Genomic DNA, 24,333 nt, shown 5'->3' on the forward strand with positions numbered 1-24,333 from the left:
TATGGGGCGGAGGAAGCCTTGCTTTTCTCCTCCTTTAAGGTGAAACATAAATAACCGGGATGACCTTCATATCCTGACGACAGATACTCATACAAATGTTTAAGACAAAGATCTGCACCTGTCTTCTGCTTGCACTCGCGGCGGCTGACTTCGCTTCGGCAGCAATGCCGCTCAGTTTCACAGTCGCAAGAGACTGGCTGTACGAACGCAGCGACAAAATCAAGTCGAGCGAAGCCAATGTTCAGAGTAAGCAGGAAACTCAGAAATCGCTCGAAATGCTCGGCGGTCCGACAGTAACTGTTCAGGCCTTCCAAATCGCTGGGCAGAAGAAAATCGACATTAACACGCAAGTCCCTTCACCGATTCCGCTGCCCGGTCTGACATCATTCAATGTCGGCCTTCATGAAAAAATGTCGCTGAACGGTCCAAGAGCGTCTGCGACAGCGACTTGGCCGATTTACACGGGCGGTAAGATCTCCGCGGCACAGGAAGCAAGCAAATACGCGGTCGATGAAGCGATGGCTCAGAAACGAGCCGATGTTGAAGATTTAGATGCTCAGCTTGCGGGCTACTACTTCGGCACACAGCTTGCAGTTTCCATCGAGAAACTCCAAAAAGACATGCTGGCTCATCAGGATCAGGAACTTGCGAAAGCCAAAAAGTTTGAAAAACAGGGCATGATCAGCAAGATTGAGCGTATGTCCGTACAGGTTCAGAGAGACAATCGTCATCGCGAATACCTGAAAGCCAAAGACAACGCTAAAGTCGCCAAACTGCAGCTTGCGAGACTGCTCAGAGATGACGACTTCGGGGATCTCTCAACACCTCTGTTTGTCTTGAACGTTCCGCTTCAGCCGCTTAAATACTGGGTGGATACAGCTCTTGCGGCCAACCCTCAGATTGCCGTCATTCAGGCCAAAGCCGATCAGGCAAGCGAAGGCGTCAAAGCTCAGAAAGGCGCATGGCACCCTCAGGTGTTCGCATTTGGCACTTATAACTTCATCAAACACTATCAGACGCTTGTCGAACCGAACTGGATCGCGGGTATCGGCGTCAATTTCACGCTTTGGGACGCTAAGGACAGACGAGCGAGCATCCGAAGCGCCGAGGCGACGGTTCGCCAGGCTGAAGCCGGCAAAGCCGAAGCCATCAATCAGGTAAGAACCGGTGTTGAAGTCGCATGGCTTAAAACTAAGAACGCGATTGAGCAGTACAAACTCAGCGCTTCAACCGTCAAACTTGCGAGCGAAAACCTTCGCCTGAAGTCCAAGAGTTTCGGCGAGGGACTTGCGACCGCGCTCGATGTCAACGAAGCGCGCAATCAGCTTCTGCAGGCAGAAGTCGGCCGACGTCTCGCCGCCTTTGAATTTGTCTCCAATTACGCCATGCTGCACGCGATCGCGGGACAAATGAGTGAATTTATGAACGCCGTTAACAACCGTCAAGTCATTATCGAACAGTAATCGTTATGTCAGAGTCCACGAACAAACCCTCTCCCGCTCAGAATCAAGCGGCGGCGCAGACAGATCAAAATGCTGATCTCAAAGTATCCAATAAGTCAAAGATCGGCATTCTCCTTCTGCTCATTTTGCTTTCCGCACTGATAATTTTCCTGGTGTACGGCGTCTATCGTGCGGCCTTTCCGCCTCTTCCGCCACTACAAGGACAAATGGAATCAAGAACGGTCACCGTCGCATCAAAAGTTCCCGGACGCGTTGCGAAAGTTCTCGTGAAGGAAGGAGACACTGTGGCCGCGGGGCAGCCGGTCGCAGAAATGCATCTGCCTGAACTTGAAGCCAAACTTCAGCAGCTCGAAGCTCAGAAACGCGCCGCTCAGGCCAAACAGAGCCTTGTTGACGAAGGCGCCCGTCCTCAGGAAAAAGAAGCCGCTAAGGCTCAGTGGGAAAGAGCTCAGGCCGCGGCCGACTTAGCGTTTAAAACATACAACCGAATTTCCGCCCTTTACAAGGACGGTCTGGTGTCCAAACAGAAGTACGACGAAGTTCAAACCAACTGGAAAGCGGCAAGCCAGCAGGCCAATGCCGCCAAACAACAGTACGAAATCGCTCTGATCGGTGCAAGAGAACAGGAAAAGTCCGCTGTATCGGATCTGACCGCGGAAGCACAGGCCGGCGTCAAACAAGTTGAATCCCTCACCGCTGACAAAACACTTTACGCGCCAATCGGTGCAGAAGTCGATAAGGTCATACTGATCGAAGGCGAAATCGCCGCAGCGGGTTTCCCGGTCGTGACCCTAGTTGATCTGAACGATCAATGGGCAAGCTTCAACATTCGCGAAGAAAACATGCCCGACATCAAGATCGGCAAGGTCTTTAAAGCGTATGTCCCTGCGCTTGGCGACGAAAAAATCGACTACGAAATTTATTACATCAGTCCGCGGGCCAATTACGCCACATGGAGAAGCACACGCATGGACTCGGGCTACGACATGAAGACTTTTGAAGTCAGAGCCCGCCCTCTTAAAAAAGTCGAGGGACTGCGTCCCGGCATGAGTGTTCTTGTAGACGATTACAAGTAGATCATCATGATTTCTCCGATTAAATGGTTCGAACTTGTCGCCGCGGTAGCAGCCCGAGAGGTCAGACAGCTCATCAGCAGACCGCAGGAAATTATTTTTTGCGGTTTTATGCCGGTCATTTGGGTTCTGATTGTCTGGGGCCTCTTGTACAACGGCGTCATTACCGATGTACCCGTCGCTTATGTCGACCACGACAATACATCGATGAGCCGTGAAATCGGAAGAGCGCTGGATGCGGACAGAACCATGGGACTCGTCACGTACAACAGCCACGATGAAGCGCTTGCCGCACTGAAGCACGGCTCCGTTTACGGCATCATTGAAGTCCCTGAGGGCTACATGAAGGAGCAGTACAAAGGGACCGGCTCCTCGCTGTCAGTTTATCTGGATGAAAACCGCTATGCGGTCGCAGGCACAATCCAAACCTCCATAGCCACGATTATGAGTGCGATGACGCTGCAGAATATGGCCAAGGTGACGCTTCTTACGGGAAGCGGCGTAAGCGGCGCAGAGCGAATTGTTTCGGGTGTTCATTCGGACTTTTACGCGCTCGGCAATATGCAGTTCAGCTTCCTCGCCTTTTTAGGCAGCAACCTGATGCCCGGCGTGATTATGCTTGCTGCGGTTCTCTCCTTTGTAACGGCTATCGTTCGGGAAGTCTACCTTTACCGAATCAATGAGTGGATGGATACCGCGCAGCACTATGTGACCGCAGCGCTTTGCGGCAAACTCCTGCCCCACTATTTCTTCTATTGTCTGGTCATTCTCGCCTACATCGGATTATTTGCCGGAGTAAGCGGATTTACCGCGCTGAAAGCCTCAAGTTTATTTATTTGGTTTATCTGCGGTGCGGCCTGTCTGCTGGTTATGCTGACATGCGCCATTCTGATCTGCGGGATTGCTCCGACCTGGCGTTTTTCGCTGGTGGTGGCTTCCGGCTTTGCCGCACCCGCACTGCCTTTTACCGGCTTTTCGATGCCGCTTGACTCCATGAGCGACATTGCAAGGACGTTCTCTAAGTGTCTTCCGCTGACTTGGTTCATCGAAGGTCAGACGCAGCAATGGACTCTCGGTGCAGACATTTGGGATATGGGAACCACGTTCGGTGTTTTTCTTCTGATGATATTTATTCCTCTGATTCTGGGTATTCCGGTCTTCAGATGGAAATACCGGATATTTGCAAAACAAGAATTAGAGGCGGAGGCCGATCATGTCAGCTAAACATCCAAGCCTCTTTGACAGTTTTCTCTTTACGCTCAGACAGTGCGTCAGTAATTTAGCCTGCGCGCCTTTCTTTTGTTTTGCGATCTTCTTCTATTCCTTCTATTACTGCTGGCCTTACATGGAGCAGCTCCCCGATCACCTGAACATTGTGGCGGTCGATGAGGACATGACGCCTCTTTCCCGCAGGCTCATCCAAGAGCTAAAAGCCTCTCCCTCCGTTCATGTGGAGTTTCAGGCTGCCGATCAGAAGGAGGCAGAACGCATTATGCGCCAGGGCGGCGTCAGTGCGATTCTGATCATTCCTCCGAATTTTGAGCGTGACACAGTCCGCGACATTCCGACGGCACTTGTGCTCGTTTCCAACGGCGCGTTTATCGTCAAAGCCAGGGTGTCTATGAACGGTGCGGCAGGTCCCCTTCAGAAAGTTGTGACCGGCGCAATAGCCGGGCATCTGCTCGAGCACGGAATACCGCTTGATAAGCTTGCCCAAGTTAAAAATCGTGCACCGGCGTTTGTTTTCCAACCGATGTTCAATACGGTTAACGGCTATTTGAACTTCACGGTACCGATTGTCTTTGTCATCATCATTCAGACCGTCTTTACCGCGGGCATCGGCATGCTGCTCAACGATTGGTTCTGGCGCCGAAAGTACCCTTACGCACTGGCGCTTGCGATGCGAAGCTTCCCGCATTTTATTGCGATGTATCTGCCTTTCTTTATTCTGGCCTTTCTCTGGACCATGTATATCGAGGGTGCATCATTTGCCTTCCACGGCGTCAACGCGTTCAGAAAAGTGCCGGCAACACTTGCCGTCTCGGCGGTTTTTAGTTTTGCGATTACATCCATGGCGGTCATGATTGCGGCGCTGTGTAAACGCCTGCGCTATATCGTTCAGATTATTGTTCCGACTTCCATTCCCTGCGTATTTTTATCCGGCAATCTTTTCCCCTGGCAGAATTTCCCGGAACCGATTTTGTTATTCAGCAAGCTGTTGCCTTCAACGCCGGCCGCTGGCGCCATGCTTCGCGCTTCACAGGCAGGCGCGACGATCTCAGAAGTTGTATTCCCCTACCTCGCCCATCTGCTTTTGCTCGGTTTGATATTTTTCACAGCCGCAGTATTGATTCTCAGGCGTTATGCGAACGATGAGCAGGCACTGGCTCAGATTAAAGATCTGAGAGACGGAATACAGAATGAGAAACTTGAGAAAGAGCTCACACCCAAACAGCTTGGAAAAATTCTCGGCAATGTTCCTGACGCTTAAAACGTCAGCTAACCTCACAGGAACGCAGAATTCTTCCGGAGATTTCTGCTTCAGATGAGGATCATTGCGCTAAACGATTTCGTTATACTTTATTTGACGAATGAAATAAGGGAGGATTGATCATGTTCATTGGTGATCCAAGAAGAGTTGATTATTGGACTTCTGCTCCACCGCTCCCGCCGTCCATTGAAGAGCTCAAAGAGTCCGGTGAGTGGGATTGATCAAAAAAGACTGATGCTCATGGGAAGACGGATTGCAATTAGAGACGCTGAAAAAAGAAAAGTAATCCTCATAAAGATTAGGAGCAGCGCAAACAGCAAATAATAAATTCCTTGCCTAAACTCTAAATCTCTGCTCCCGTGACATGGTTACGCGCATAGAAGGTCATCAGATTTAAATAATCAGGCATGCCTTGAGCTTTTTTCGATAACGACAGCTTTCCTGACGCCTAAAGAGTCAGCGAACGCAAAAAGACCGGCCTTGGCAATCATTAAAAACGCCAAAGTCGGCCTTCTGTTTTTCTGAAGACCTCTCGGTCAAATCAGATATAAAACCCGGTGGCGTCAGGCATTAGCCCATTTCAAGTCCTAATCCGAGGAGGCCGCAAACACCTACAGCCATCACGACGAAAAGAATGAACAGCAGCACGAATGTGATAACCCGCATACGCTTTGTGACGACCTGGAAAATCAGCCATGCAAAGCAGCAAAGACATACAACTGCCCACAGGATTGTAAATACGATGTTCATAACACCTGCCTCCTAATTACCTATGGGGTCAGTTTAGTCATGCCGTTAAGAGCCGCATCAAAAAGATAATCAAATTAAGCACAGACAGAAACCCCGACAACTTGAGGCAGGCAGGGAAATCCGCTAAAAACACAACGGTTCCCGATAATGCTCTTCCATATAAAAAAGCCCCGCATCACAAGAGGTATGCGGAGCCTTTCATTCTCGTATTTAAGACTATTTCTACTGCTGCTTATCGCCCTCAGCAATCTCCGCAAACAGGTCATAGTCGGAAGAGTCAGTGACACGCACATCGACGAAGTCGCCCGGCTTAACGTTCGGATTTCCTTCGATAAAGACCAAACCGTCAATATCCGGTGCATCTGCCGTCGAACGGGCTGTGGCAATGCCGTCTTCGTCTGCCGCTTCGTCTACCAGTACCCGAATCGTGCGGCCTACCTTCTCAGCTAAAAGTTCACGCGATATCTGCTCCTGAACTTCCATGAAGCGCGCCCTTCTCTCCTCTCTGACTTCCTTGGGCAGAGCCCCAGGCAAATCATTTGCCGCGGCGCCTTCAACCGGAGAATAAGCAAAGCAGCCGACTCGGTTTAATCGAGCTTCTTTCAAGAAGTCCAAAAGATATTGGAATTCCTCTTCCGTCTCACCGGGGAAACCAGTAATAAAGGTCGAACGTATGGTGATATCCGGACAGATCGCCCTCCAGGCATTAATACGCTCCATGTTGTACTCACTTCCGGGACGCTTCATTGCCTTCAAAATCCTCGGATGCGCATGCTGGAACGGAACATCCAGATAGGGAAGAATCTTTCCTTCGGCCATCAGCGGAACAATCTCGTCAACCGAGGCGTAGGGATACATATAGTGCGGTCGAACCCATACGCCAAGTTTGCCTAATTCTTCAAACAGTACCTTGATGTTGGTTTTAACCGCACGGCCGCCAATGAAATCAAGCTTGTATTTCACATCCTGGCCGTAAGCAGCAGTATCCTGCGCGATCACCAAAAGCTCTTTAACGCCGCTTTTAACAAGATTCTGAGCCTCGCGAACAACAGAACCGATCTGACGAGACACTAAGGGGCCGCGAAGCGACGGAATAATACAGAAGGTACAGTGATGATTACATCCTTCGGCGATTTTTAGATAGGCATAATGCTTCGGCGTAAGAAGAACTCCGCCCGCGGGAACTAAATCGCCAAACGGTTCATGAGGACGCTCGAGGTTTTCATGCACCAGTCTAAGCACCTCATCGGTCTGCTCAGGACCTGTAACACCCAGAAGCTTCGGAAATTTATTCGCAATAAAATTTCCCTCTTCCGTCTGCTTGCCGCCTAAACAGCCGGTCACGATCACCTTTCCGTTTTCACTGAGCGCTTCCGAAATCGCTTCAAGCGACTCCTGAACCGCCGCATCAATAAAACCGCAGGTGTTCACAACCACAAGATCGGAATCTTTGTACGTGGAACTAATCAGATAACCTTCTACTCGAAGTTCGGTGACAATTCTCTCGCTGTCAACCAAGGCTTTCGGACAACCCAAAGAAACAAACCCCACACGGGGCGGACGTTTAATGTTCATTAATTTATTACTTCACTAAAGGTCGGTTCAGAGTTTTTGAAGCGGCTTCATAACCGCCAAGATTTTTGACGTTCTTATAACCCATCTCTTCGAGCATCAGTTTTGCTCTACCTGCTCGAGCGCCGGATCGGCAGTACAGCTGAACTTCATCGTCTTTGGCGATATTCATCGCTTTGAACTTTTCAATAAAGTCGGGCGATCTGAAATCGTCCGTAAGTGAGCCTTCGACACGCCCGGTTTCCTGAATTTCAGCAGGCGCGCGAATGTCAATCGTAAATGTTTTAGCTTCAGCTGCCATCATGGCTCCCGATAATAATGCAAACAAAACAAGCTTCCTAATCATAGTGTTTCCTCGCTTCATCGATATAAGTTTTCACTAGAGTGAGTACATGATTGAAGTTCTCGGCATTCGTCCAGAGCGTTAGCTGACCGTGAAGTCCTGCCTGAAGCACAATCCTTCTCATATTCGGAGAACTTTGAACAGAAACAATTCCCCCCCAATCGAGAACTCGGCTTCGGGAAGAATGGTTATTCAAATAAAGCGACTTCTTCAGCCCAATCATCGTGCAGAAAGTTCCAAGCAGAAAACTGACGAGCCCCGCCAGCGGAGAAGCTGTGGATCGAAACTCACTTGAAACACCTTCTGAATCCAGCCGGTAATAGATCTGACGATGCGGCTGAAGCGTAAGAAGCATCCAGCCCACAAAAAGCGCATCCAGCGGAACAATCAGAAGCGTCCAATAAGAATCCAATACCAGCTGCGGGTTTAAGAGAGCCAAAAGCACCAGAATCAAGACAAAAGCCAAAACTGCCAGGAAAAATTTGATCGGCGTTATGAGCTTAAACCCGGGCTGAACGTAATACCACGTCAGTTCCTCGGAAGCGTTTCGAGTATTAAAGTTTGTAGATGAATGCCCCATGTCTGCCTGTCCTGCCGCTTCTGCGGTAGCTGTAAAAACGTTTCGGATCGCTGAAAGTGTCGAGACCGCAGTCGTATACCTCGCTGACTCCGCTTAGCCTGAGCGCCTCCCGAACAAAGATAGAAAGATCCAAACGCATCGAGCCGTCCGCTTTTTTCTCAATCGCTTCGCCGCAAACGCCGCTTAATTTTGAATTCCTATAATAATCCGCGACATCCTCGCGAATCTCAAAACTTTCCTTACGAATATGCGGTCCGATCCAAGCCATAATCTCCGCACTGCTGTCCTCCAGCTTGCCGCTCATCGCTTCGACACAAGCCTGAAGCACGCCGTCGGCCAAACCTCTCCAGCCGGCGTGCGCCGCTGCGACCGCTTTTCCATTCTTTTCGCAGAAAAGCACGGGAACGCAGTCCGCGGTCATGACAACGCAGGGAACCTTGGAATGTATCGTGAACGCGGCATCAGCCTGCGGGGCGTCTTTAACCTGATCCGCCTCAAGAACGATTGTCGAATGAATCTGACGAAGCCAGGCGGCTTCCGATCCGATCATTTCAGTCACCATCGCACGGTTGGCCTTAACCGCGTAAGGACTGTCCTCGACATGATCACCGAGATTGAGACCGTTAAAACCGTCCTCTGCGCCGTACGCGCCGGCTGATAAACCGCCGCTTCTCAGCGTGAAAAAAGCTTTCACATTTGCGGGTGCGGGCCACTGCGGCACCAGCACCTCTAATTCGGGTTTGCTTCTCATACTTCTACTCGTTTGTTCTTTCAATCTTCCAGAGATCAGAATCCTCTTCGTCTTCATCCCCGAAATCAAAATCATCCCAGGAAGAGATTCTTCCGATTTCCTCAGAGGCGGCTATTTCTTCTTCTGCCTGCCACACCGGATCGCCAAACACCTGCGAAGGTTCATCCCAAGGCCCGAACTGAAGCTCCTCCATCAGCGCGATAAAGTCCTGCGGCGGCTCTGCAAACCACTCCTGCGGCTCGCCGGTACGCGGATGAATTAAGCCAAGCCGACTCGCATGCAGGGCCTGACGATTAAATGAATTAAGCACTGAACCGTCTTCCTTCGGCTTCGGAAGCTTATTGCGGTAAAGCGGATCTCCGATTAAAGGGAAACCTATAGATTCCATATGAACTCGGATCTGATGGGTCCTTCCGGTCTTAAGACGGCAGGCGACCCAAGAAAACGGCTTACCTTTAATTTCTGTACTCTGAATGCACTTGATGTGTGTGCTTGCGGGTTTAGCGCGGCCGCCCGCGCTTACGCTGAAACGCAGCGGATTACGCGGATCGCGTTCAATCGCGCTGTCGATCACTTTATCTTTTGGCGCAATACCTCGGGTCAGCGCCCAATATTCGCGCTTAACGGTCCGCTCTTGCAGCTGGCGCACCAAATCAAGCTGAGCGTTCTCATTCTTAGCCACGACCATCAGACCGGTGGTATCTCGGTCCAATCTGTGCACGATACCCGCACGCGGCAGCGATCTGAAAATCGGATCGTAGGCAAGCAGGCCGTTGAGAAGTGTATCGTCCCAGTGCCCAGCCGCCGGATGAACCACGAGACCGGCCGGCTTGTTGATGACGAGAATGTCCTCGTCTTCGTAAACGATATCAAGGTCCATCGGAACCGCTTTGAACGCAAGATCCTCCGCTCTCGGTGTCAGCTCCACCCGGACAGAGTCCGAGAAAACCATCTTATGACGGGGCTTGATAACCGCTTCGCCGTTCACTTGGACCGAACCCTCTTCAATCAGAGTTTTTAGACGCGACCTTGAAACCTCCGGAAGATTGGCGGCGAGCACTTTGTCTAAGCGCTCTCCGTCCTGATCAATTCCAACCTCAAGTGTTTTTATTTTTGAGATTTTTCCCGCTTCTTGTTCGTCAGAGGCCTCACTCTGTCTATAATCTGTTAATTCAGTATCCATAATTAATATCTAAACCTATGTCTCGTACTCGTCAGTCTTTGCTTAGACGCACCCTCGCATGTGTCTGTCTTGGTTCCGTTATTTTAACGACTGCTTCATGCGGTATGTTTAAAGGAATTGAAGATCCTACGGAAGGCTGGACAGCCGACAAGCTTTATGTAGAAGCGCGCGATAACCTCAATGAAGGAAACTACGAAACCGCCCGCGACTACTACCAGAAACTTGAGGCCCGCTATCCTTACGGACGTTATTCACAGCAGGCCATGGTTGAGGTCGCTTATTCCTACTATCGCGAAAACGAACCGACAGAAGCGATCGCCAACTGCGACCGCTTCCTCAGACAGTATCCGGAGCACCCGCTCTCACCCTACGCGTTATACATCAAGGGTCTTGCCACGCTTGACGAAGACACAGGCTGGATGAGCTTCCTCAACCGTCAGGACCTTTCCAAGCGCGACGCTCAGGCTGCCAGAGACGCCTTTGATATCTTCAAAGACCTTGTCCTGCGCTTCCCGAACAGCCGTTACGCCCGTGACGCGCGCGAAAGAATGCATGAACTCGTAGAAGCTCAGGCTAAATACGAAGTCAATACCGCTAAGTTCTACTACGATCGTCAGGCCTATATCGCAGCAATTAACCGTGCCCAAATCGTGCTGAGAGATTTCCAGACTTCTCCCCAGGCCAACGAAGCTCTGCTTATCATGAAGAACTCTTATGAGAAGCTCGGCATGGAAGATAAGGTCAAGGACGTGGAACGCGTGATTGACGCGAACCAAAACCGCGCTTCGTTTGAAACCTACCAGCGAGCCGAAGAATATAAGGCCGCAGGTGTTCCTGTTCAGGACTAAAACTTTTCTGAACTTATTATCGATATCAGAGAGCGTGTCCTGACGCGCTCTCTGTTTAATATTTTGCTGAATAGAAGTTTGATTTTTGCGGCGATCGCCGCGGTGCTTGTTTCCGGATGCAGAACCATCCCCGAAATCCCCTCGCAAATGACCTGCGATGATTTGGATTATCTTGCCGAGCAGGCAATGGAGTCCAATCGTCTTCCGTTTTTCACGACGCAGGTTAAGTATCCCGGAGATTGGCGGCCCTATGCTCCTAATCGATGGATTCAGGAAGGCAGCCGAAAACAGGTTCGCGAACTTAGGAAAGACTATCTTCAGATGGAAATTCTTGAAGTCGGCGACAACATCAACGATCAGACGCCATATCGTGTGCGGGTTCTTGTAAATACCTGCCGTAACGCGTCTAAGAAGCCTCAGGGAGAACTTCTTCTGATCAACTATCTTAAAGACGCGCCGGGCAAATTCTCCCAAAAGGTTCCCTTCAGCTTCACAGGTCAGGAGCCGCAGGATTATCTCGGCCGCCTTGTTTGCGGCTACCAAAAGCTTCCGGATGTCGACCGGGAACAGGAAATGGCTCAGCGCTGGCTTCAGTGCCGACAGCCGAAGAATTAAGATTTTTCCTTGCGCATTGCCGCCATCTCTTTAACGAAATCAAAGGCGACATCCATCCTCGTGGTGCGCGCAAAATCCGGAAGACTCTGCCAAATCACTTTCCCGTAATTTCGTCTGGTCAGCCGCGAATCACAAATCATCAGCATGCCTAAATCTTTGTGATCTCGGATCAGGCGCCCCGCTCCCTGCATCAGGTGCATGGTCGCCTGGGGAATAGAAATCTTTTTGAACGGATCTTCTCCCTTAGCGGTCACGAAATCGCATTTACCGTCAAATACCGGGTCGCCCGGGGGCGGGAAGGGAATTTTGTCGATGATCACAAGAGACAGCGCGTCTCCTTTAATATCCACACCTTCCCAGAAGCTCATGGAACCGACTAACACGGCGCTGCCCGACTCTTTGAACTGACGCAGAAGCTCCTGCTTAGGCGCCTCTTTCTGAACCAGAATCTTTAAAGGGAGATCGTCACGCTCGGCGTAGTAGCGCAAATGTTTACCGATCGTCTCCATGGCGCGAAGCGTCGTGCACAGAACAAACGCTCTGCCTTGATTCTCTTTGATAAACGGCCAGATTTTTGCGGCGACTTTATCCGGAAAATCCTGCACACCCGGCTGAGGAATGTCATCCGGGATATATAAGAGCGCCTGACTCTTGTAATCAAAGGGACTGTCCCAATGCTTTGTTTTCGCATCTTCCAGACCCATTTCTTCGACGAAATGATCAAAGTTGCCGTTCATCGAAAGAGTCGCGGATGTCAGCACCCAAGGCTTGCCCTGACTGTCGCGCGCCGAGTTCAGTTTCTCAGAAAAAGAAATCGGAGTCGCGTTGAAGTTCATGGTGCTTTTTCGAAGCGTGAACCAATGAATAATGGGAACTTTACTGTCGGTCTTTTTACCGGAAAAAACGTCCGTCCAGTACTGCAGACTTTCGACAAATTTAGCGGAACGCTCATAACAGGACTCCGCTTCCGCAGATGCGTCTTTGCTCTGCAGAAGAGCGTCTGACAAGTCCGCCATCGATGACAGAAGCCTCTGCATCGGTTCAACGAGTAAACGGGCGTCCGAGAACTTGCTTATCGCGATCGGCTTATCCGTATCTTGCAGGATATTGGTTGAGGTCAGAAGCAAGTCTTTCATGCTTTGATCGACACTCTTGGTCAGCTCTTTCCACTGAACAACGATTTCTCCGGAAAGAGTACCCGCTGCAACTAACACATCTTTCAAAAAAGAGTTGATCTCAGATAACGAAAGCTTCTCCGCGAAAAAATCACTGCAGATGTTCAGAAGCTGGTGCGCTTCGTCAATCACAACCAAATCAAAGTCCGGCAGAAAATCTGTGATCTGATTGTCCTTAAGGGCGATGTCCGAGAGGAACAGATGGTGATTGATCACAAGAATATCGGCTTCCTTGGCTTTTTCTCGGGCCTTCATCACAAAACAGTCTTCGTAATGTTCGCACTTGTTGCCAAGACAATTATCCGCGGTACTTGTCACTTCCGGCCAAATACCGGAGTCTTCCGGTACGTCGACAATATCGCCTCTTTCTCCGGTTTCGGACTGCTGCGCAAAGCGCTGAATCTTCTGCAGATGCACCACCTCTTCGCGCGATTTGGCGGCATTCTCTTCACAGGCGTGTTCTAAACGAAGTTTGCAGATATAGTTCGCGCGGCCCTTCAAAAGCGCGATACGCGCACCCATGCCGAGCGCTTTTAAAATCGCAGGAATATCCTTGAAATAAAGCTGATCCTGAAGCGTCTTTCCCGCAGTGGAAACCAACACTCGGCCGCTGTGCAGCAGCGCGGGAACAAGATAAGCAAAGGTTTTCCCGGTTCCGGTACCCGCTTCCGCAACCAAACTCTCTCCGGTTTCAAGCGCTTCGGCCACGGAACACGCGTACTCTATTTGAGATTCTCTCGGAACATAATTCTCCGTCGCTTTTGACAGAGGACCGTCCTTAGCGAAAACCGCCTCAACTTGCTTACTAAACTGCCCTTCCATTGAGGCAATACTCCTTTAGATGTTTCTTAGGGATTGAGCTGATTAACCAGTCCCTGAGCTTTCTGCTCTTCACGCAGTTTGAGCTGACGTTCATATTCAGCGGCCTTGGCTTCACGCTTGCGAATATTTTCAATCTTGCGTTTCTCGGCTTCGGCTCGGCGTTTTGCGCGCTCGTCAATACGTTCCTGTTCGGTCTCGGAGGGCGGTGTCGGAGCCTTCTCTTCCTGCTCTGCAACACGTTCCTGATGCTTGATTTGTTTCTGTTCAAAAGCCTCTTCGTTGGCCTTTTCTTCTTCCGCGCTCAGCGTTCTGTCCGGTCGGGCTTCAGCCGGTTTTCTCGAGGACGGTGTTGTTTTTACCGGCTGCTTTTTCTTCGCTTTTGCCCGCTCGGCCGCTTCAGCTTCAATGCGCTCGTTCTTCGCGGCCTGTTTCGCCTCATTTTCTTTGCGTGTCTTTACCGCTTCGTCGGATCGTTCCTTGCGTAAGAAATCGCGCGCAACGAGCCAAACCTGCCTCGCTTCCTGAATATGCGTGTAACGCTCCTCACGAACGCTGTCGAGGCAGTAGGTCACAAAAAAATTCCGGTAGCAGGCCTTTTTTTCGGCTTCGTACCAGTCGTCCCAAAGGTCTTTTTCATGCTCGTAAGCCTGAATGACCTCACGAGCTCTCTGTGCGTTTGTAATCGTATCGGGAGGATAGCGGTCCGCAAATGGCGTGTTGGTCGGATAGTCTGCCGCATGAGCGTTCAGACATAAGCTTCCGAGCAAAAACAGTAAGTGGGCTATCTTCATCTTCTCTCCGATGGATCCGAATACATTATTTATAAAAATCAACCGATATTGTGCACGAATACAGCAGCTCGGTTGCGTAAAAAAGAGTAAAGACGGCGCAAGCGCCGCCCTTATCTGATTATCAGAAGTTTATCGCTTCTTTATTCACTGCGAGAGCCGCTTCCTTCAGTGCTTCGCTGAAAGAAGGATGCGGTTCACAAATCAGTGAGAGATCTTCGGCAGTCGCTCCGAATGCAAGCGCTTCACAGGCCTGGCCGATCAGCTCTCCGGCCTGAGGTCCGATGATATGAACGCCGAGAATTTCATCGGTCTGAGCGTCCGCAAGCATCTTCACAAAACCCTGAGTTTCTCCGACTGCGCGTGCGCGGCCGTTGGCCATAAAGGGGAACTGCCCGACTTTATACTCTCGTCCCGCTTTCTTCAGTTCGTCTTCCGTTTTACCGACCCAGGCGATTTCCGGTTCGGTGTAAATCACGGAGGGGACGCGCTCCAAATGAACAAACGCTTTACGGCCTGCAATTCTTTCGGCTACCGCAACGCCCTCTTCTTCAGCTTTGTGCGCAAGCATCGGACCTCTCACGAGATCCCCGATTGCCCAGACATTCGGAAGATTGGTACGGCACTCTTCGTCCACTTCGACAAAGCCGCGTTCATCGAGTTTTAAGCCGACGACCGGCGCGTCAAGGGAAGCTGTGAACGGCACGCGTCCGATCGAAATAAGAAGGCGTTCCACCCAAATCTCGCACTTCTTGCCGTCCTTGTCGGTGTAAGAAACAGAGACGCGTTCGCCATTGTCTTCAATGTGATCGATACGAACACCAAATTCCATGGAAAGCCCCTGCTTCTCAAAGATTTTCTTTGCTTCCTTGGTGACGGAAGAGTCTGCAAACGTCAGCAGATCCGGCATCGCCTCTAGAACTTTGACATCGGCTCCGAACTTCTTCCAAATACTGCCGATTTCCAGTCCGATGACGCCCGCTCCGATAATGCCGAGGGTGGTCGGAACTTTTTTCAGCGCGAGCGCTCCGCTGTTGGAAAGAATGCGGTCTTCATCAAAGGGAACGTTCGGCAGGGCACGAGGCTTGCTTCCGGTTGCAAGAATCACGCTCTTAGCCATGACTTTCGTCTCTGCCGGCGCGTCGACGTTAATCAGATACCCGTCCGCGTCTGCAGTCGCGAAAGATCCTCTGCCGTTAAGGAAGGTGATCTTATTCTTCTTGAAAAGATACAGAATACCGTCATTGGTCTGACGAATAATCTTATCCTTACGGGCCATCATCTTGGCAACATCGATCGCGGGACAATCCACTTCGATTCCGTGCTCACCCGCTTTAAGTTCAATCTCTTCAAAAAGCGCGGCCGTCGCCAACAGCGCTTTAGAAGGAATGCAGCCGACATTGGTGCATGTGCCCCCGGGCGCGGCTTTACCTTCCTTCATCCAGTCATCAATGCAGCAAACGGAGAGTCCGAGCTGCGCGGCTCGGATCGCCGCAACATAGCCGCCGGGACCGGCGCCGATGACAACGACATCAAAAACCTGAACATCTTCTCTCATTGAATTCTCCTACAGATCCAGCAGCAGACGAGCGGGATCTTCAAGCGCGTCACGCATGGCAACAAGCGCTAATACGGCTTCTTTGCCGTCAATCAGACGATGGTCATAACTCATCGCCAGATAATTCATCGGCCGAATCACGACTTCGCCGTTCTCAGCGACGGGCCTCGGCTTCGTGCCGTGCACACCCAGAATCGCAGACTGCGGCGGATTGATGATCGGCGTTGAGAACAGGGATCCGTACACACCGCCGTTGGAAATCGTGAATGTGCCGCCTGTTAACTCTTCAAGCGTTAGCTTGCCGGACTTGGCGCGTGCGGCAAAGTCGGCGATTTCTCTCTCAATCTGCGCAAAACTCTTTTGATCGGCGTCACGAAGAACCGGCACGACAAGACCTCGCGGGGAACCCACTGCAATGCCGATATCAATGTAGCCGTGATAGATAATATCGCGGCCTTCGATCGAAGCGTTGATAATCGGGAACTGCTTTAACGCGTGTACCGCGGCCTTAACAAAGAAGCTCATAAAGCCGAGCTTGATGCCGTATTTCTTTTCAAAACTTTCTTTGTACTTCGCTCTCAGCGCCATCACCGGCGCCATGTTCACTTCATTGAATGTCGTCAGAATGGCACAGTCGGACTGAGACTGAACAAGGCGTTCTGCGACGCGAACACGCAGACGGGACATCGGCACGCGCTGTTCAGGACGATCGCCAAACGCGGGAGAAAGTTCTGCGCGGGGTGCGGCTGCGGGTTTTGCTGCCGGCTTAACTTCCGGTTTTGCAGCCGGAGCGGGCGTCTTCAGCATTGAAAGCACATCCTGCTTTGTGATTCTTCCGCCCAAACCGGTTCCCGCGACTGCCGCCGCATCAATACCGCTGTTGGCCATCAGTTTCTCAGCCGCGGGCATCACGGTCGGCGCCTTCGGGGCTGCCGCAGTCTGCGCTGCGGGCCGAACGGGAGCGGCCTCCTCGGCCTTCGGTGCCTCTTCCTTGGGAGCAGATGCGACAGCCTCGGTATCAACCGTCGCAATCAGCTGATCACTCAATACGGAAGCACCGTTGGGCCGCTCGATACTTGAGAGCACTCCGTCAGCCGGAGAGGGAATTTCTAAAACGATTTTGTCGGTTTCGATCTCGATAAGAATTTCATCGGCCTTCACCGGCTCGCCAACCTTCTTTTTCCATTCAATCAGGCTCGCCTCGGAAACGGACTCCGACAGTTCGGGAACTTTAACTTCAACAATTGACATTTTTTACTCCGAATTCTTTACTGTTCTCTGTACAAACTACTTCGTCTGGATAAAGCCTTTCAGGCGGCCAAAGGCATTCTCAAGAAGCTCTTTAAGCTGCTCGGCATGTTTGCCGGCATAGCCGACCGCCGGAGACGACGAAGCGGGACGTCCTGCGTATCCGAGTCTGGCTCCCGGAACCATTTCTTCCAGCAGATGATGCTGGACATAGAACCATGCGCCCTGATTCTGAGGCTCGTCCTGACACCAGACCACTTCAGAAGCAAACGGATAGCGCTTAAGCTCATCTCCGAGTGTCTTGTGCGGGAACGGATAAAGCTGTTCGATACGAACCACCGCGACATTGTCGATCTGATGATCGGCGCGATATTTAATCAGGTCGTAATAAACCTTGCCGGTACAGATTAAAACGCGGCGAACGTTATCAGGTTCAATCGGTTCGGATTCACCGATCACCATCTTGAAGCTTCCTTCGGCAAGCTCGGAGAGCTCGCTTGTCGCAAGTTTGTTTCTCAATAAGCTCTTCGGAGAGAAAACGATCAGAGGTTTGCGAACAGAACCCACCATTTGGCGGCGAAGCAGATGGAAAATCTGCGCGGCCGTTGTCGGCTGACAGATCAGCATATTGGTATCGGCGGCAAGCTGCAGATAGCGCTCCACGCGGGCTGAAGAATGTTCCGGGCCCTGACCTTCGTAACCGTGAGGAAGCAGCATGGTCAGTCCGCTCTTGCGGCCCCATTTCGCTTCGCCGGAACTGATGAACTGGTCGATCACGACCTGAGCGCCGTTTGCGAAATCGCCGAACTGCGCTTCCCAAATCGTCAGGCACTTCGGAGAAGAGCTCGCGTAGCCGTATTCAAACGCCAGAACAGATTCTTCCGACAGCACTGAGTCGATAACGGTAAATTTCGCCTGATGCTCAGAGAGGTGCTCAAGCGGGACCCAGATACCGGAATCCCAGCGATCGCGGTTCTGATCGTGCCAAACCGCATGACGATGACTGAATGTGCCGCGGCCGGAATCTTCGCCCGAAATACGAACGGAATAGCCGCTCACGAGAAGCGTCGCAAAGGCGAGGTGTTCGGCAAGCCCCCAGTCCACACGCAGTGCACCGTCCTTCATCTGACGACGATCTCCGATGACTTTCTGCAGCAGCGGATGCAGTTTGAATCCTTCCGGAATTGTTGTGATGATGTCTGCAAGACGCTTCAGTTCATCAACCGGCACTCCGGTACGGACTTCTTCGCTCCAAAGCCCGTTAAAGCTTGACCAATCCACCGCATAAGGATTCTTAGAGGTAATGAGCGGCATTTCTCTCGGCGTTCTGCCCTCTTCCAAATTCTTACGGTACTGAGCAACAAGCTCTTTGGCTTCTTCCTGAGAAACCACGCCCTGAAGCGCTAGTTTGTCGGCATAAACCTGACGCGTGCCCGGATGAACATTGATCTTCTTGTACATCAGAGGCTGTGTTAGGCTCGGAGTATCCTGTTCGTTGTGTCCGAGGCGGCGGAAGCAGACGATATCCACGACCACGTCGCGGTTAAAGCTCTTGCGGAATTCCATAGCAAGACGCGTCGCGTAGGCCACTGCTTCCGGGTCGTCACCATTCACATGAAGGACCGGCGCCTCAATCAGTTTTGCCGGATCCGTACAGTAAGTCATCGAACCCTTATCGCGCGGGTCCGACGTTGTGAAGCCGATCTGATTGTTAATGACGATATGCATCGTGCCGCCCGTGCCGTAACCGCGGGTATCGGCTAAATTGAGCGTTTCCATAACCACGCCCTGACCGGCGAACGCGGCGTCACCATGAACCATAACACCCATCACTCGGCGTCCCTTCGGATCATCTCGTCTGTCCTGACGGGCGCGCACACTGCCGACGACCACCGGATCAACAATTTCCAAGTGTGAGGGATTGAACGCAAGTGCTAAATGAATCGGGCCGGCCGCAGTGACAACATCGCTCGAGAAGCCGTTGTGATACTTAACGTCACCGGCTGGTAAATCCTTGCTCTTATATTTGCCCTCAAACTCTGCAAAGAGTTCGCTCGGAGATTTACCAAGCGTATTGACCAGAACATTCAGACGTCCGCGATGGGCCATACCGATGACCATTTCTTCGATGCCCTGTTCGGCACCCGCTTCTACAACTTCGTCGATAGAAACGATAAAGCTTTCGCCGCCCTCGAGAGAGAAGCGCTTCTGACCGACATATTTAGTATGCAGATAGCGCTCCAAACCTTCGGCCGCCGTGAGGCGCTGAAGGATGCGTTTTTTGGCTGCGTTGTCGTAGGAAGGAACCGAACGGTTCGGTTCTAGTTTCTGCTGCCACCAGCGCTTAATCACCGGATCGCTGATGTACATAAATTCAATGCCGAGGTCTCCGCAGTATGTCTGGCGCAATGCCGCGATCAGATCACGAAGCGTCATCTTATCGGCGCCGAAGTACGTATTTGCGGCGGAGAAGACGGTGTCCATATCCGCGTCGGAGAGTCCGTAGAAAGACGGCTCAAGTTCCGGAATCTTAGGACGTTCTCTGCGGTGCAAAGGGTCAAGATTTGCCCATCGGGCGCCGAGGAATCGGTATGCACCGATGATGGACTGAACGGCAACCTGTTTTCTTGCGATTTCGAGATCACCTTCGCTGACCGGGCAGCTGACGCCTCTTGGCTGCATAGCGCGCTGAGCGAATGCCTCAATGATCGGAGCGTGCGGCACATCAGGTGTTTCCACGCGTCCGTCGGAAGCCGGAGTCTGCTGAAGGCGGTCAAAGAATTGGCGCCATTTCTCATCGATGGAAGCAGGATCTTCGAGATACTGCTCGTAGAGGTCTTCGACATAAGGAGCGTTGCTGCCGAAGAGGTAAGAAGTCTGAATTAATTCTTTTATCACAATTTCACCTTGGACAAATTTCTTGCCGCGTTAGGGTTCGTCGGTCGTGAGCGGACCTACGGACGCCTCGGGTTTCCCGAGTGTCTTCGTGTTTAAGAGGCAACACAAACTTAAATTATAGGTTTCTTTATGTTTACAGAGAAGAAAAAATGCGTGCCGATTCAGCAAAAAATGCGGGGTAAGCAGAAAAATCAGCCCGAGGTTCCGGAGAGCCTCGGGCTGCTGCGATTTGACCTATTCGGTCAGATTAGTTTGCTGCTTTAGCGGCGTTAGCACCTGCAATTCTTCCGAATGTCACGATATCCGCAACGGCGTTGCCGCCAACACGGTTACCGCCATGTACGCCGCCTGTGACTTCACCCGCTGCGAACAGTCCGGGAATCGGTTTTGCGGTTACGCCAATGACTTCCGCATTCTTATTGATTCTTACACCGCCCATCGTATGATGGATCGCCGGAGTAATCTGGAACGCGTACATCGGCCAGACATTGTTTGCCGCGATCATTTCAGGACGATCAAAGGCGGTATCTTTTTTCGTCTTGTAAGCTTCATCGTACTGCGCCATTGCGGCTTTCAGATTGGCTTCGGGAACACCCATCGCTTTAGCGAGTTCGGATACGTTATTTCCGGAAACTGCAAGTTTCTGGGCCACATAGCCGGCGGCCAGTTTGTTGGACTTGACGAGTTTGTCGTCAATCAGAAGCCATGCTTTTCCGGTAGGCTGCGCGAGCACGGCGGCGGCAACGACGTCACGGGGGAGAAGTTCGTTGACAAATCGTTTGCCTTCCTGATTGATCAGGTAACCGCCTCTGGCACGCATAGATTCTGAAATCAGGATACCTTTAACCGGAATAACGGTCGGATGAGCCTGAATTTCACGGAGATCGACAAAAGTAGAACCAACGCCCTTTGCCAACTCCAAACCCTCACCAAGAGCGCCCGGCTGATTTGTGGTCGCAAAGCCTTTGTATTCCGGTCTCAGAGAAGAAATCAGTTTGGCGTTTGCGCCGAATCCGCCGGTCGCAAGAACGACAGCTTTTGCGTCAATCGTGTATTCCTTTTTGTCTTTGCCTTCAACTTTGACGCCGACCACCTTACCGTCTTTTTCAATCAGCTGCGTGACTTTGCTGGAGGGACGAATCTGTACCGACGGAAGTTTTGATGCGGTGCTATACAGAGCTTTTACCACTGCCGCGCCAACCGGAGCTCCGTCACAGGGGCCGTGTCCGCGCGCTCTGGTCTGACCGCCGCCGCGGCCCATACGATGGCAGAACGGAGCGCCTAAAGACAGAAGCCACTGTTCGGCGTCCTTGGCGTTCTCAGCTAAAGTCAGGGTCAGTTCGGGATTGTTCAGATAATGGCCGCTCTTCTGAGCGTCTAAGCTCATAATCTGAGCTGAATCGTTTGTAATTCCGTGCTCAAGCTGCTGGAGCGTGCCTGCGGCATTCATACCGCCTTCGGCTCTGAGCGTGTTGCCGCCGATAATCGGCATTTTTTCGAGCACGATGACATTCTTACCGGCTTGAGCTGCTGTAACAGCCGCAGAGAGGCCGGCGCCGCCGGAACCCACCACGACGACATCCGCCTCTTCGGCGCTGACAGCAGTCATACCGAGACCGAGTGCACAAATAACCGCTAAAGATAATTTATTCATTGCCTTTCTCCTGAGATCAGATTAGTTGCAAAACGATGTTCGATGAAAGGAGTATCCGGTAAATCGGTACTTAAGTAGGAAGACAAAAATCAAATGCTCTTCAATTTTTTTCGTCAATGTGCGACAAAAGACGCGTAATGTCGGAGACCGACTGAAGTTTCAGCTTTCTCGAGGCGTTCTGCCGATGTACTTCCACGGTTCTCTCAGACAGCGACAGCCTCTCGGCAATTTCCTTATTGATCAGACCGGACGCCACAAGACGAATCACCTGTTTCTCCCGGTTGGTCAGCGTTTCAAACCGTTTAATCTCATCGGTTGATTCAATCGTCCAGCCTCGGTGACTTTCATCCCACTTCACCGCCTTGGCAACCGCTTCCAAAAGTCTTGACTCATTAAGAGGCTTCTGAATAAAGTCCACCGCGCCGTCCTTCATGGCCTGCACCGCCATGTCCAAGTCCCCGTGCCCGGTCAGAAAAATAACAGGAGTCGCGTATCCGCGAGAACGCATTTCTTCCAGCACTTCAAGACCGCTCATCCCGGGCATCGCTACGTCTAAAATCACGCAGCCGAGCACGGACGGGCTGTCGCCGACGAGGAAGTCTCTCCCGCCTGAATAACACTCTACGCACCAACCATCCGTTTCCAGAAGAAACTTCAGAGCGCCGGAGAACGATGTGTCATCATCAACGATTCGTATGAGCGTTTTCTGCAGCCTTTTTTCCATGATTCGCCTCATGAAGCGGCAAAGTGATTAAAACACTAAGACCGCCGACGTTATTTCGACTAAAAGAGATCTTTCCGCCGTAGTTTTCAACTATTCCGCGAACAATCTGCAGTCCGAGCCCTAACCCGGTGGATTTGTCAGACTGTGTCGGTTCATTGAAAAGACTCAGCTTTTCTTCCGATAAATTTCCATTGTCACAGATCCTTAGCTCTGCGCGCTTTGCATCTTCAAAGATACTGACGGTAATCTTCGGGTGCTTGATATTCTGTTTGGTGAGCGCCTCGGACGCGTTTCTCAGCAGGTTGACAATACAAAGTTCTATTTCCAAGGCATTGACGTATACTATCGCCCTGCTGTTAAAGCGTGTCACAATCCCGGACTCTGAGCCTGTCTGTCGATTAAATTCACGAATAGACTTTGCCGCGAGCTCACTCAGCGCCAATGTCTGTCTTCCGCTGTCCCGACCTTTAGCGTATTGTCTTACCCGATCGACAATTGCGGATGCCATATCCGCGTCTGCACGCATCTCTTCAAGTACCTCCTTCATCTTCGCTTCCGTGAGCATGCCGGCTTCAGAGGCGCGCTGAAGCGCTCTGGCGTATAACTTAATACTCGCTAAAGGCTGATTCAGTTCATGCGCGATCAGTCCGGAGACCTGACCGACAACCCCGGCTCTCTGCATTCTTAAAAGTCTTTCGTTAGCAGCTTTTGCCTCTTGAAACGTCTTATTCTCCCGCTCAAGAGAGACTCTGAGCTGTCGAGTCCGCCGCTCTACAAGTTTGGAGACTAAGTACGTGTAAGTGAGCAAAAGAAGAAGCATTGCGCCGGCGCCTAACAAGACGTACTTGTATTCGTGAAGCATCCGCCCAAACCAAAGCCTGCTGAATCGCTGGTAAGCACCGAGATTCAGCGCGCGAAGGAGCGTATCAAGTTCAGTGTAGTCGCTCGCGACCGACCAATGAATCCCAAGCGCGGTCGGTTTCTGATGAATAAGCGCGGCTGTTACCGCCGAAACATAAGCCGCCGGAAGATTCGGGCTTGAACCAATACTCCAATTAGGATACAGCGCAGTCGAATGCAGGCAGATATGTTCGTCTTCCGGCTGAAGGTTAATAAATTTCAATCGAGTCGGATCCACAACTTTTCGATTGACGGCATCTTCCAAATAACAAATTCTAAGAATGCCGACATCTGCTTTTCCTGTCAGCACATCTTCGATGATCTTGTCTCGGTCAAGCCCGTAAAAAGAGGTCCCGGAAAAGAACTGCTGAGGGTTGTAGCCGGCTTTAGCCACTTCGCCCATCGCCGCAAGATACATTCCGAACGCAGTCACTCTGCCAGCCGCCGCCTTTTTTCCTTTTAAATCGTCAATCGTGTTCAAGTCCTTTCGATCGGCATTCACGATGATGAGCGAACCTTCGCTTTTATTCGGATCTTTGGAAAACGGCGATGAGGCGGTCACCATGTCGCGCAGCCCGATATCCTGAAACCGGCGAACCGTGCTGCTCGTTGCGAGATAAAAATCCGCCGTCTTCTTCTCCATCATCTCTTCGATTTCCGGAAGCTCGGCGTATTTCACTTCCAGCCTGCGCGGGTATACATTCCGACGAATGGTTTCAATCGTTTCGTTAACGAATGCCTGATTCAGCAGCGGATTAACTGCAGAATTAATAACGAACACAAGCGGCGGATGCGCTTTTACTTCAGCAAAAGCAACCGGCGCACACAAAAGCTCGACAGCGATCAGAGAAATCAGGATAAAAGGCTTCATGAGGAAATTCTACCGAACATACGAAT

At 51.4% G+C, this 24,333-nt stretch carries 20 protein-coding genes; 6 read left to right on the top strand and 14 right to left on the bottom strand.

What is annotated here, in order from left to right; genetic code table 11:
• Positions 1–95: 95 nt before the first annotated feature.
• Genes NFR90_RS03565 through NFR90_RS03580 form a run of 4 tightly spaced genes read left to right on the top strand, consistent with a single transcriptional unit; the run spans position 96 to position 5,027 of the window.
• On the top strand, positions 96–1,463 hold the full coding sequence (locus tag NFR90_RS03565; RefSeq protein WP_160334283.1) for a TolC family protein: 1,368 nt from the start codon (positions 96–98) through the stop codon (positions 1,461–1,463).
• A gap of 5 nt (positions 1,464–1,468) precedes the next feature.
• Positions 1,469–2,539 (top strand): HlyD family secretion protein, encoded by a 1,071-nt coding sequence (locus NFR90_RS03570; protein WP_251450768.1) that lies wholly within the window; start codon positions 1,469–1,471, stop codon positions 2,537–2,539.
• 6 nt (positions 2,540–2,545) lie between these two features.
• On the top strand, positions 2,546–3,760 hold the full coding sequence (locus NFR90_RS03575) for an ABC transporter permease (protein WP_251450770.1): 1,215 nt from the start codon (positions 2,546–2,548) through the stop codon (positions 3,758–3,760).
• Positions 3,750–5,027 (top strand): ABC transporter permease, encoded by a 1,278-nt coding sequence (locus tag NFR90_RS03580; RefSeq protein ID WP_251450773.1) that lies wholly within the window; start codon positions 3,750–3,752, stop codon positions 5,025–5,027. Before NFR90_RS03575 ends, NFR90_RS03580 begins: the two co-directional genes overlap by 11 nt.
• Positions 5,028–5,597: 570 nt before the next feature.
• Here the strand turns inward: NFR90_RS03580 and NFR90_RS03585 are convergent.
• The 6 genes from NFR90_RS03585 to NFR90_RS03610 all read right to left on the bottom strand — a co-directional run bounded on the left by NFR90_RS03585 (position 5,598) and on the right by NFR90_RS03610 (position 10,206).
• A complete protein-coding gene (locus NFR90_RS03585) occupies positions 5,598–5,777 on the bottom strand; it encodes a hypothetical protein (protein ID WP_251450775.1) in 180 nt (59 codons plus the stop codon).
• Between the two features lie 222 nt (positions 5,778–5,999).
• Positions 6,000–7,352, bottom strand: a complete 1,353-nt coding sequence (gene rimO / locus NFR90_RS03590; RefSeq protein WP_251450777.1) for a 30S ribosomal protein S12 methylthiotransferase RimO — start codon at positions 7,350–7,352, stop codon at positions 6,000–6,002.
• 7 nt (positions 7,353–7,359) lie between these two features.
• Positions 7,360–7,650: a rhodanese-like domain-containing protein gene (locus NFR90_RS03595; RefSeq protein ID WP_251450779.1), complete on the bottom strand. Its 291-nt coding sequence runs from the start codon at positions 7,648–7,650 to the stop codon at positions 7,360–7,362.
• Between the two features lie 37 nt (positions 7,651–7,687).
• Entirely contained in the window at positions 7,688–8,272 is a 585-nt protein-coding gene (locus tag NFR90_RS03600; RefSeq protein WP_251450781.1) for a hypothetical protein, read from the bottom strand.
• Positions 8,247–9,023, bottom strand: coding sequence for a peptidoglycan editing factor PgeF (gene pgeF, locus NFR90_RS03605; RefSeq protein ID WP_251450783.1), 777 nt, complete (start codon positions 9,021–9,023; stop codon positions 8,247–8,249). The genes NFR90_RS03600 and pgeF overlap by 26 nt, the downstream gene beginning before the upstream one ends.
• Before the next feature lie 4 nt (positions 9,024–9,027).
• A complete protein-coding gene (locus tag NFR90_RS03610; protein ID WP_251450785.1) occupies positions 9,028–10,206 on the bottom strand; it encodes an RluA family pseudouridine synthase in 1,179 nt (392 codons plus the stop codon).
• 17 nt (positions 10,207–10,223) lie between these two features.
• On the opposite strand from NFR90_RS03610, the gene NFR90_RS03615 reads away from it, so the two are divergent.
• The gene (locus NFR90_RS03615) at positions 10,224–11,054 is read left to right on the top strand and encodes an outer membrane protein assembly factor BamD (protein WP_277612608.1); all 831 of its coding nucleotides are present in this window, start codon (positions 10,224–10,226) and stop codon (positions 11,052–11,054) included.
• Positions 11,055–11,117: 63 nt separating this feature from the next.
• Positions 11,118–11,669, top strand: a complete 552-nt coding sequence (locus NFR90_RS03620; RefSeq protein ID WP_251450789.1) for a hypothetical protein — start codon at positions 11,118–11,120, stop codon at positions 11,667–11,669.
• On the opposite strand, the gene yoaA is transcribed toward NFR90_RS03620, so the two are convergent.
• The 8 genes from yoaA to NFR90_RS03660 form a co-directional block, all read right to left on the bottom strand.
• Positions 11,666–13,666, bottom strand: a complete 2,001-nt coding sequence (gene yoaA, locus NFR90_RS03625) for a DNA repair helicase YoaA (RefSeq protein WP_251450791.1) — start codon at positions 13,664–13,666, stop codon at positions 11,666–11,668. The genes NFR90_RS03620 and yoaA overlap by 4 nt on opposite strands.
• Before the next feature lie 26 nt (positions 13,667–13,692).
• Positions 13,693–14,457: a hypothetical protein gene (locus tag NFR90_RS03630; protein WP_251450793.1), complete on the bottom strand. Its 765-nt coding sequence runs from the start codon at positions 14,455–14,457 to the stop codon at positions 13,693–13,695.
• A 121-nt stretch (positions 14,458–14,578) separates the two neighbouring features.
• Positions 14,579–16,012, bottom strand: a complete 1,434-nt coding sequence (lpdA, locus tag NFR90_RS03635) for a dihydrolipoyl dehydrogenase (protein WP_251450795.1) — start codon at positions 16,010–16,012, stop codon at positions 14,579–14,581.
• A 9-nt stretch (positions 16,013–16,021) separates the two neighbouring features.
• A complete protein-coding gene (odhB, locus tag NFR90_RS03640; RefSeq protein ID WP_251450797.1) occupies positions 16,022–17,263 on the bottom strand; it encodes a 2-oxoglutarate dehydrogenase complex dihydrolipoyllysine-residue succinyltransferase in 1,242 nt (413 codons plus the stop codon).
• A gap of 36 nt (positions 17,264–17,299) precedes the next feature.
• Positions 17,300–20,158 (bottom strand): 2-oxoglutarate dehydrogenase E1 component, encoded by a 2,859-nt coding sequence (locus NFR90_RS03645; protein ID WP_251450799.1) that lies wholly within the window; start codon positions 20,156–20,158, stop codon positions 17,300–17,302.
• A gap of 247 nt (positions 20,159–20,405) precedes the next feature.
• Positions 20,406–21,812, bottom strand: a complete 1,407-nt coding sequence (locus NFR90_RS03650; protein ID WP_251450801.1) for a flavocytochrome c — start codon at positions 21,810–21,812, stop codon at positions 20,406–20,408.
• 100 nt (positions 21,813–21,912) lie between these two features.
• Positions 21,913–22,536, bottom strand: a complete 624-nt coding sequence (locus NFR90_RS03655) for a response regulator transcription factor (protein WP_160334305.1) — start codon at positions 22,534–22,536, stop codon at positions 21,913–21,915.
• Positions 22,496–24,307, bottom strand: a complete 1,812-nt coding sequence (locus NFR90_RS03660; RefSeq protein WP_251450803.1) for a sensor histidine kinase — start codon at positions 24,305–24,307, stop codon at positions 22,496–22,498. Before NFR90_RS03660 ends, NFR90_RS03655 begins: the two co-directional genes overlap by 41 nt.
• Positions 24,308–24,333 lie beyond the last annotated feature (26 nt).

This window comes from Parasutterella muris (assembly GCF_943193095.1).
Classification (GTDB): Bacteria; Pseudomonadota; Gammaproteobacteria; order Burkholderiales; family Burkholderiaceae_F; genus Parasutterella; species Parasutterella muris.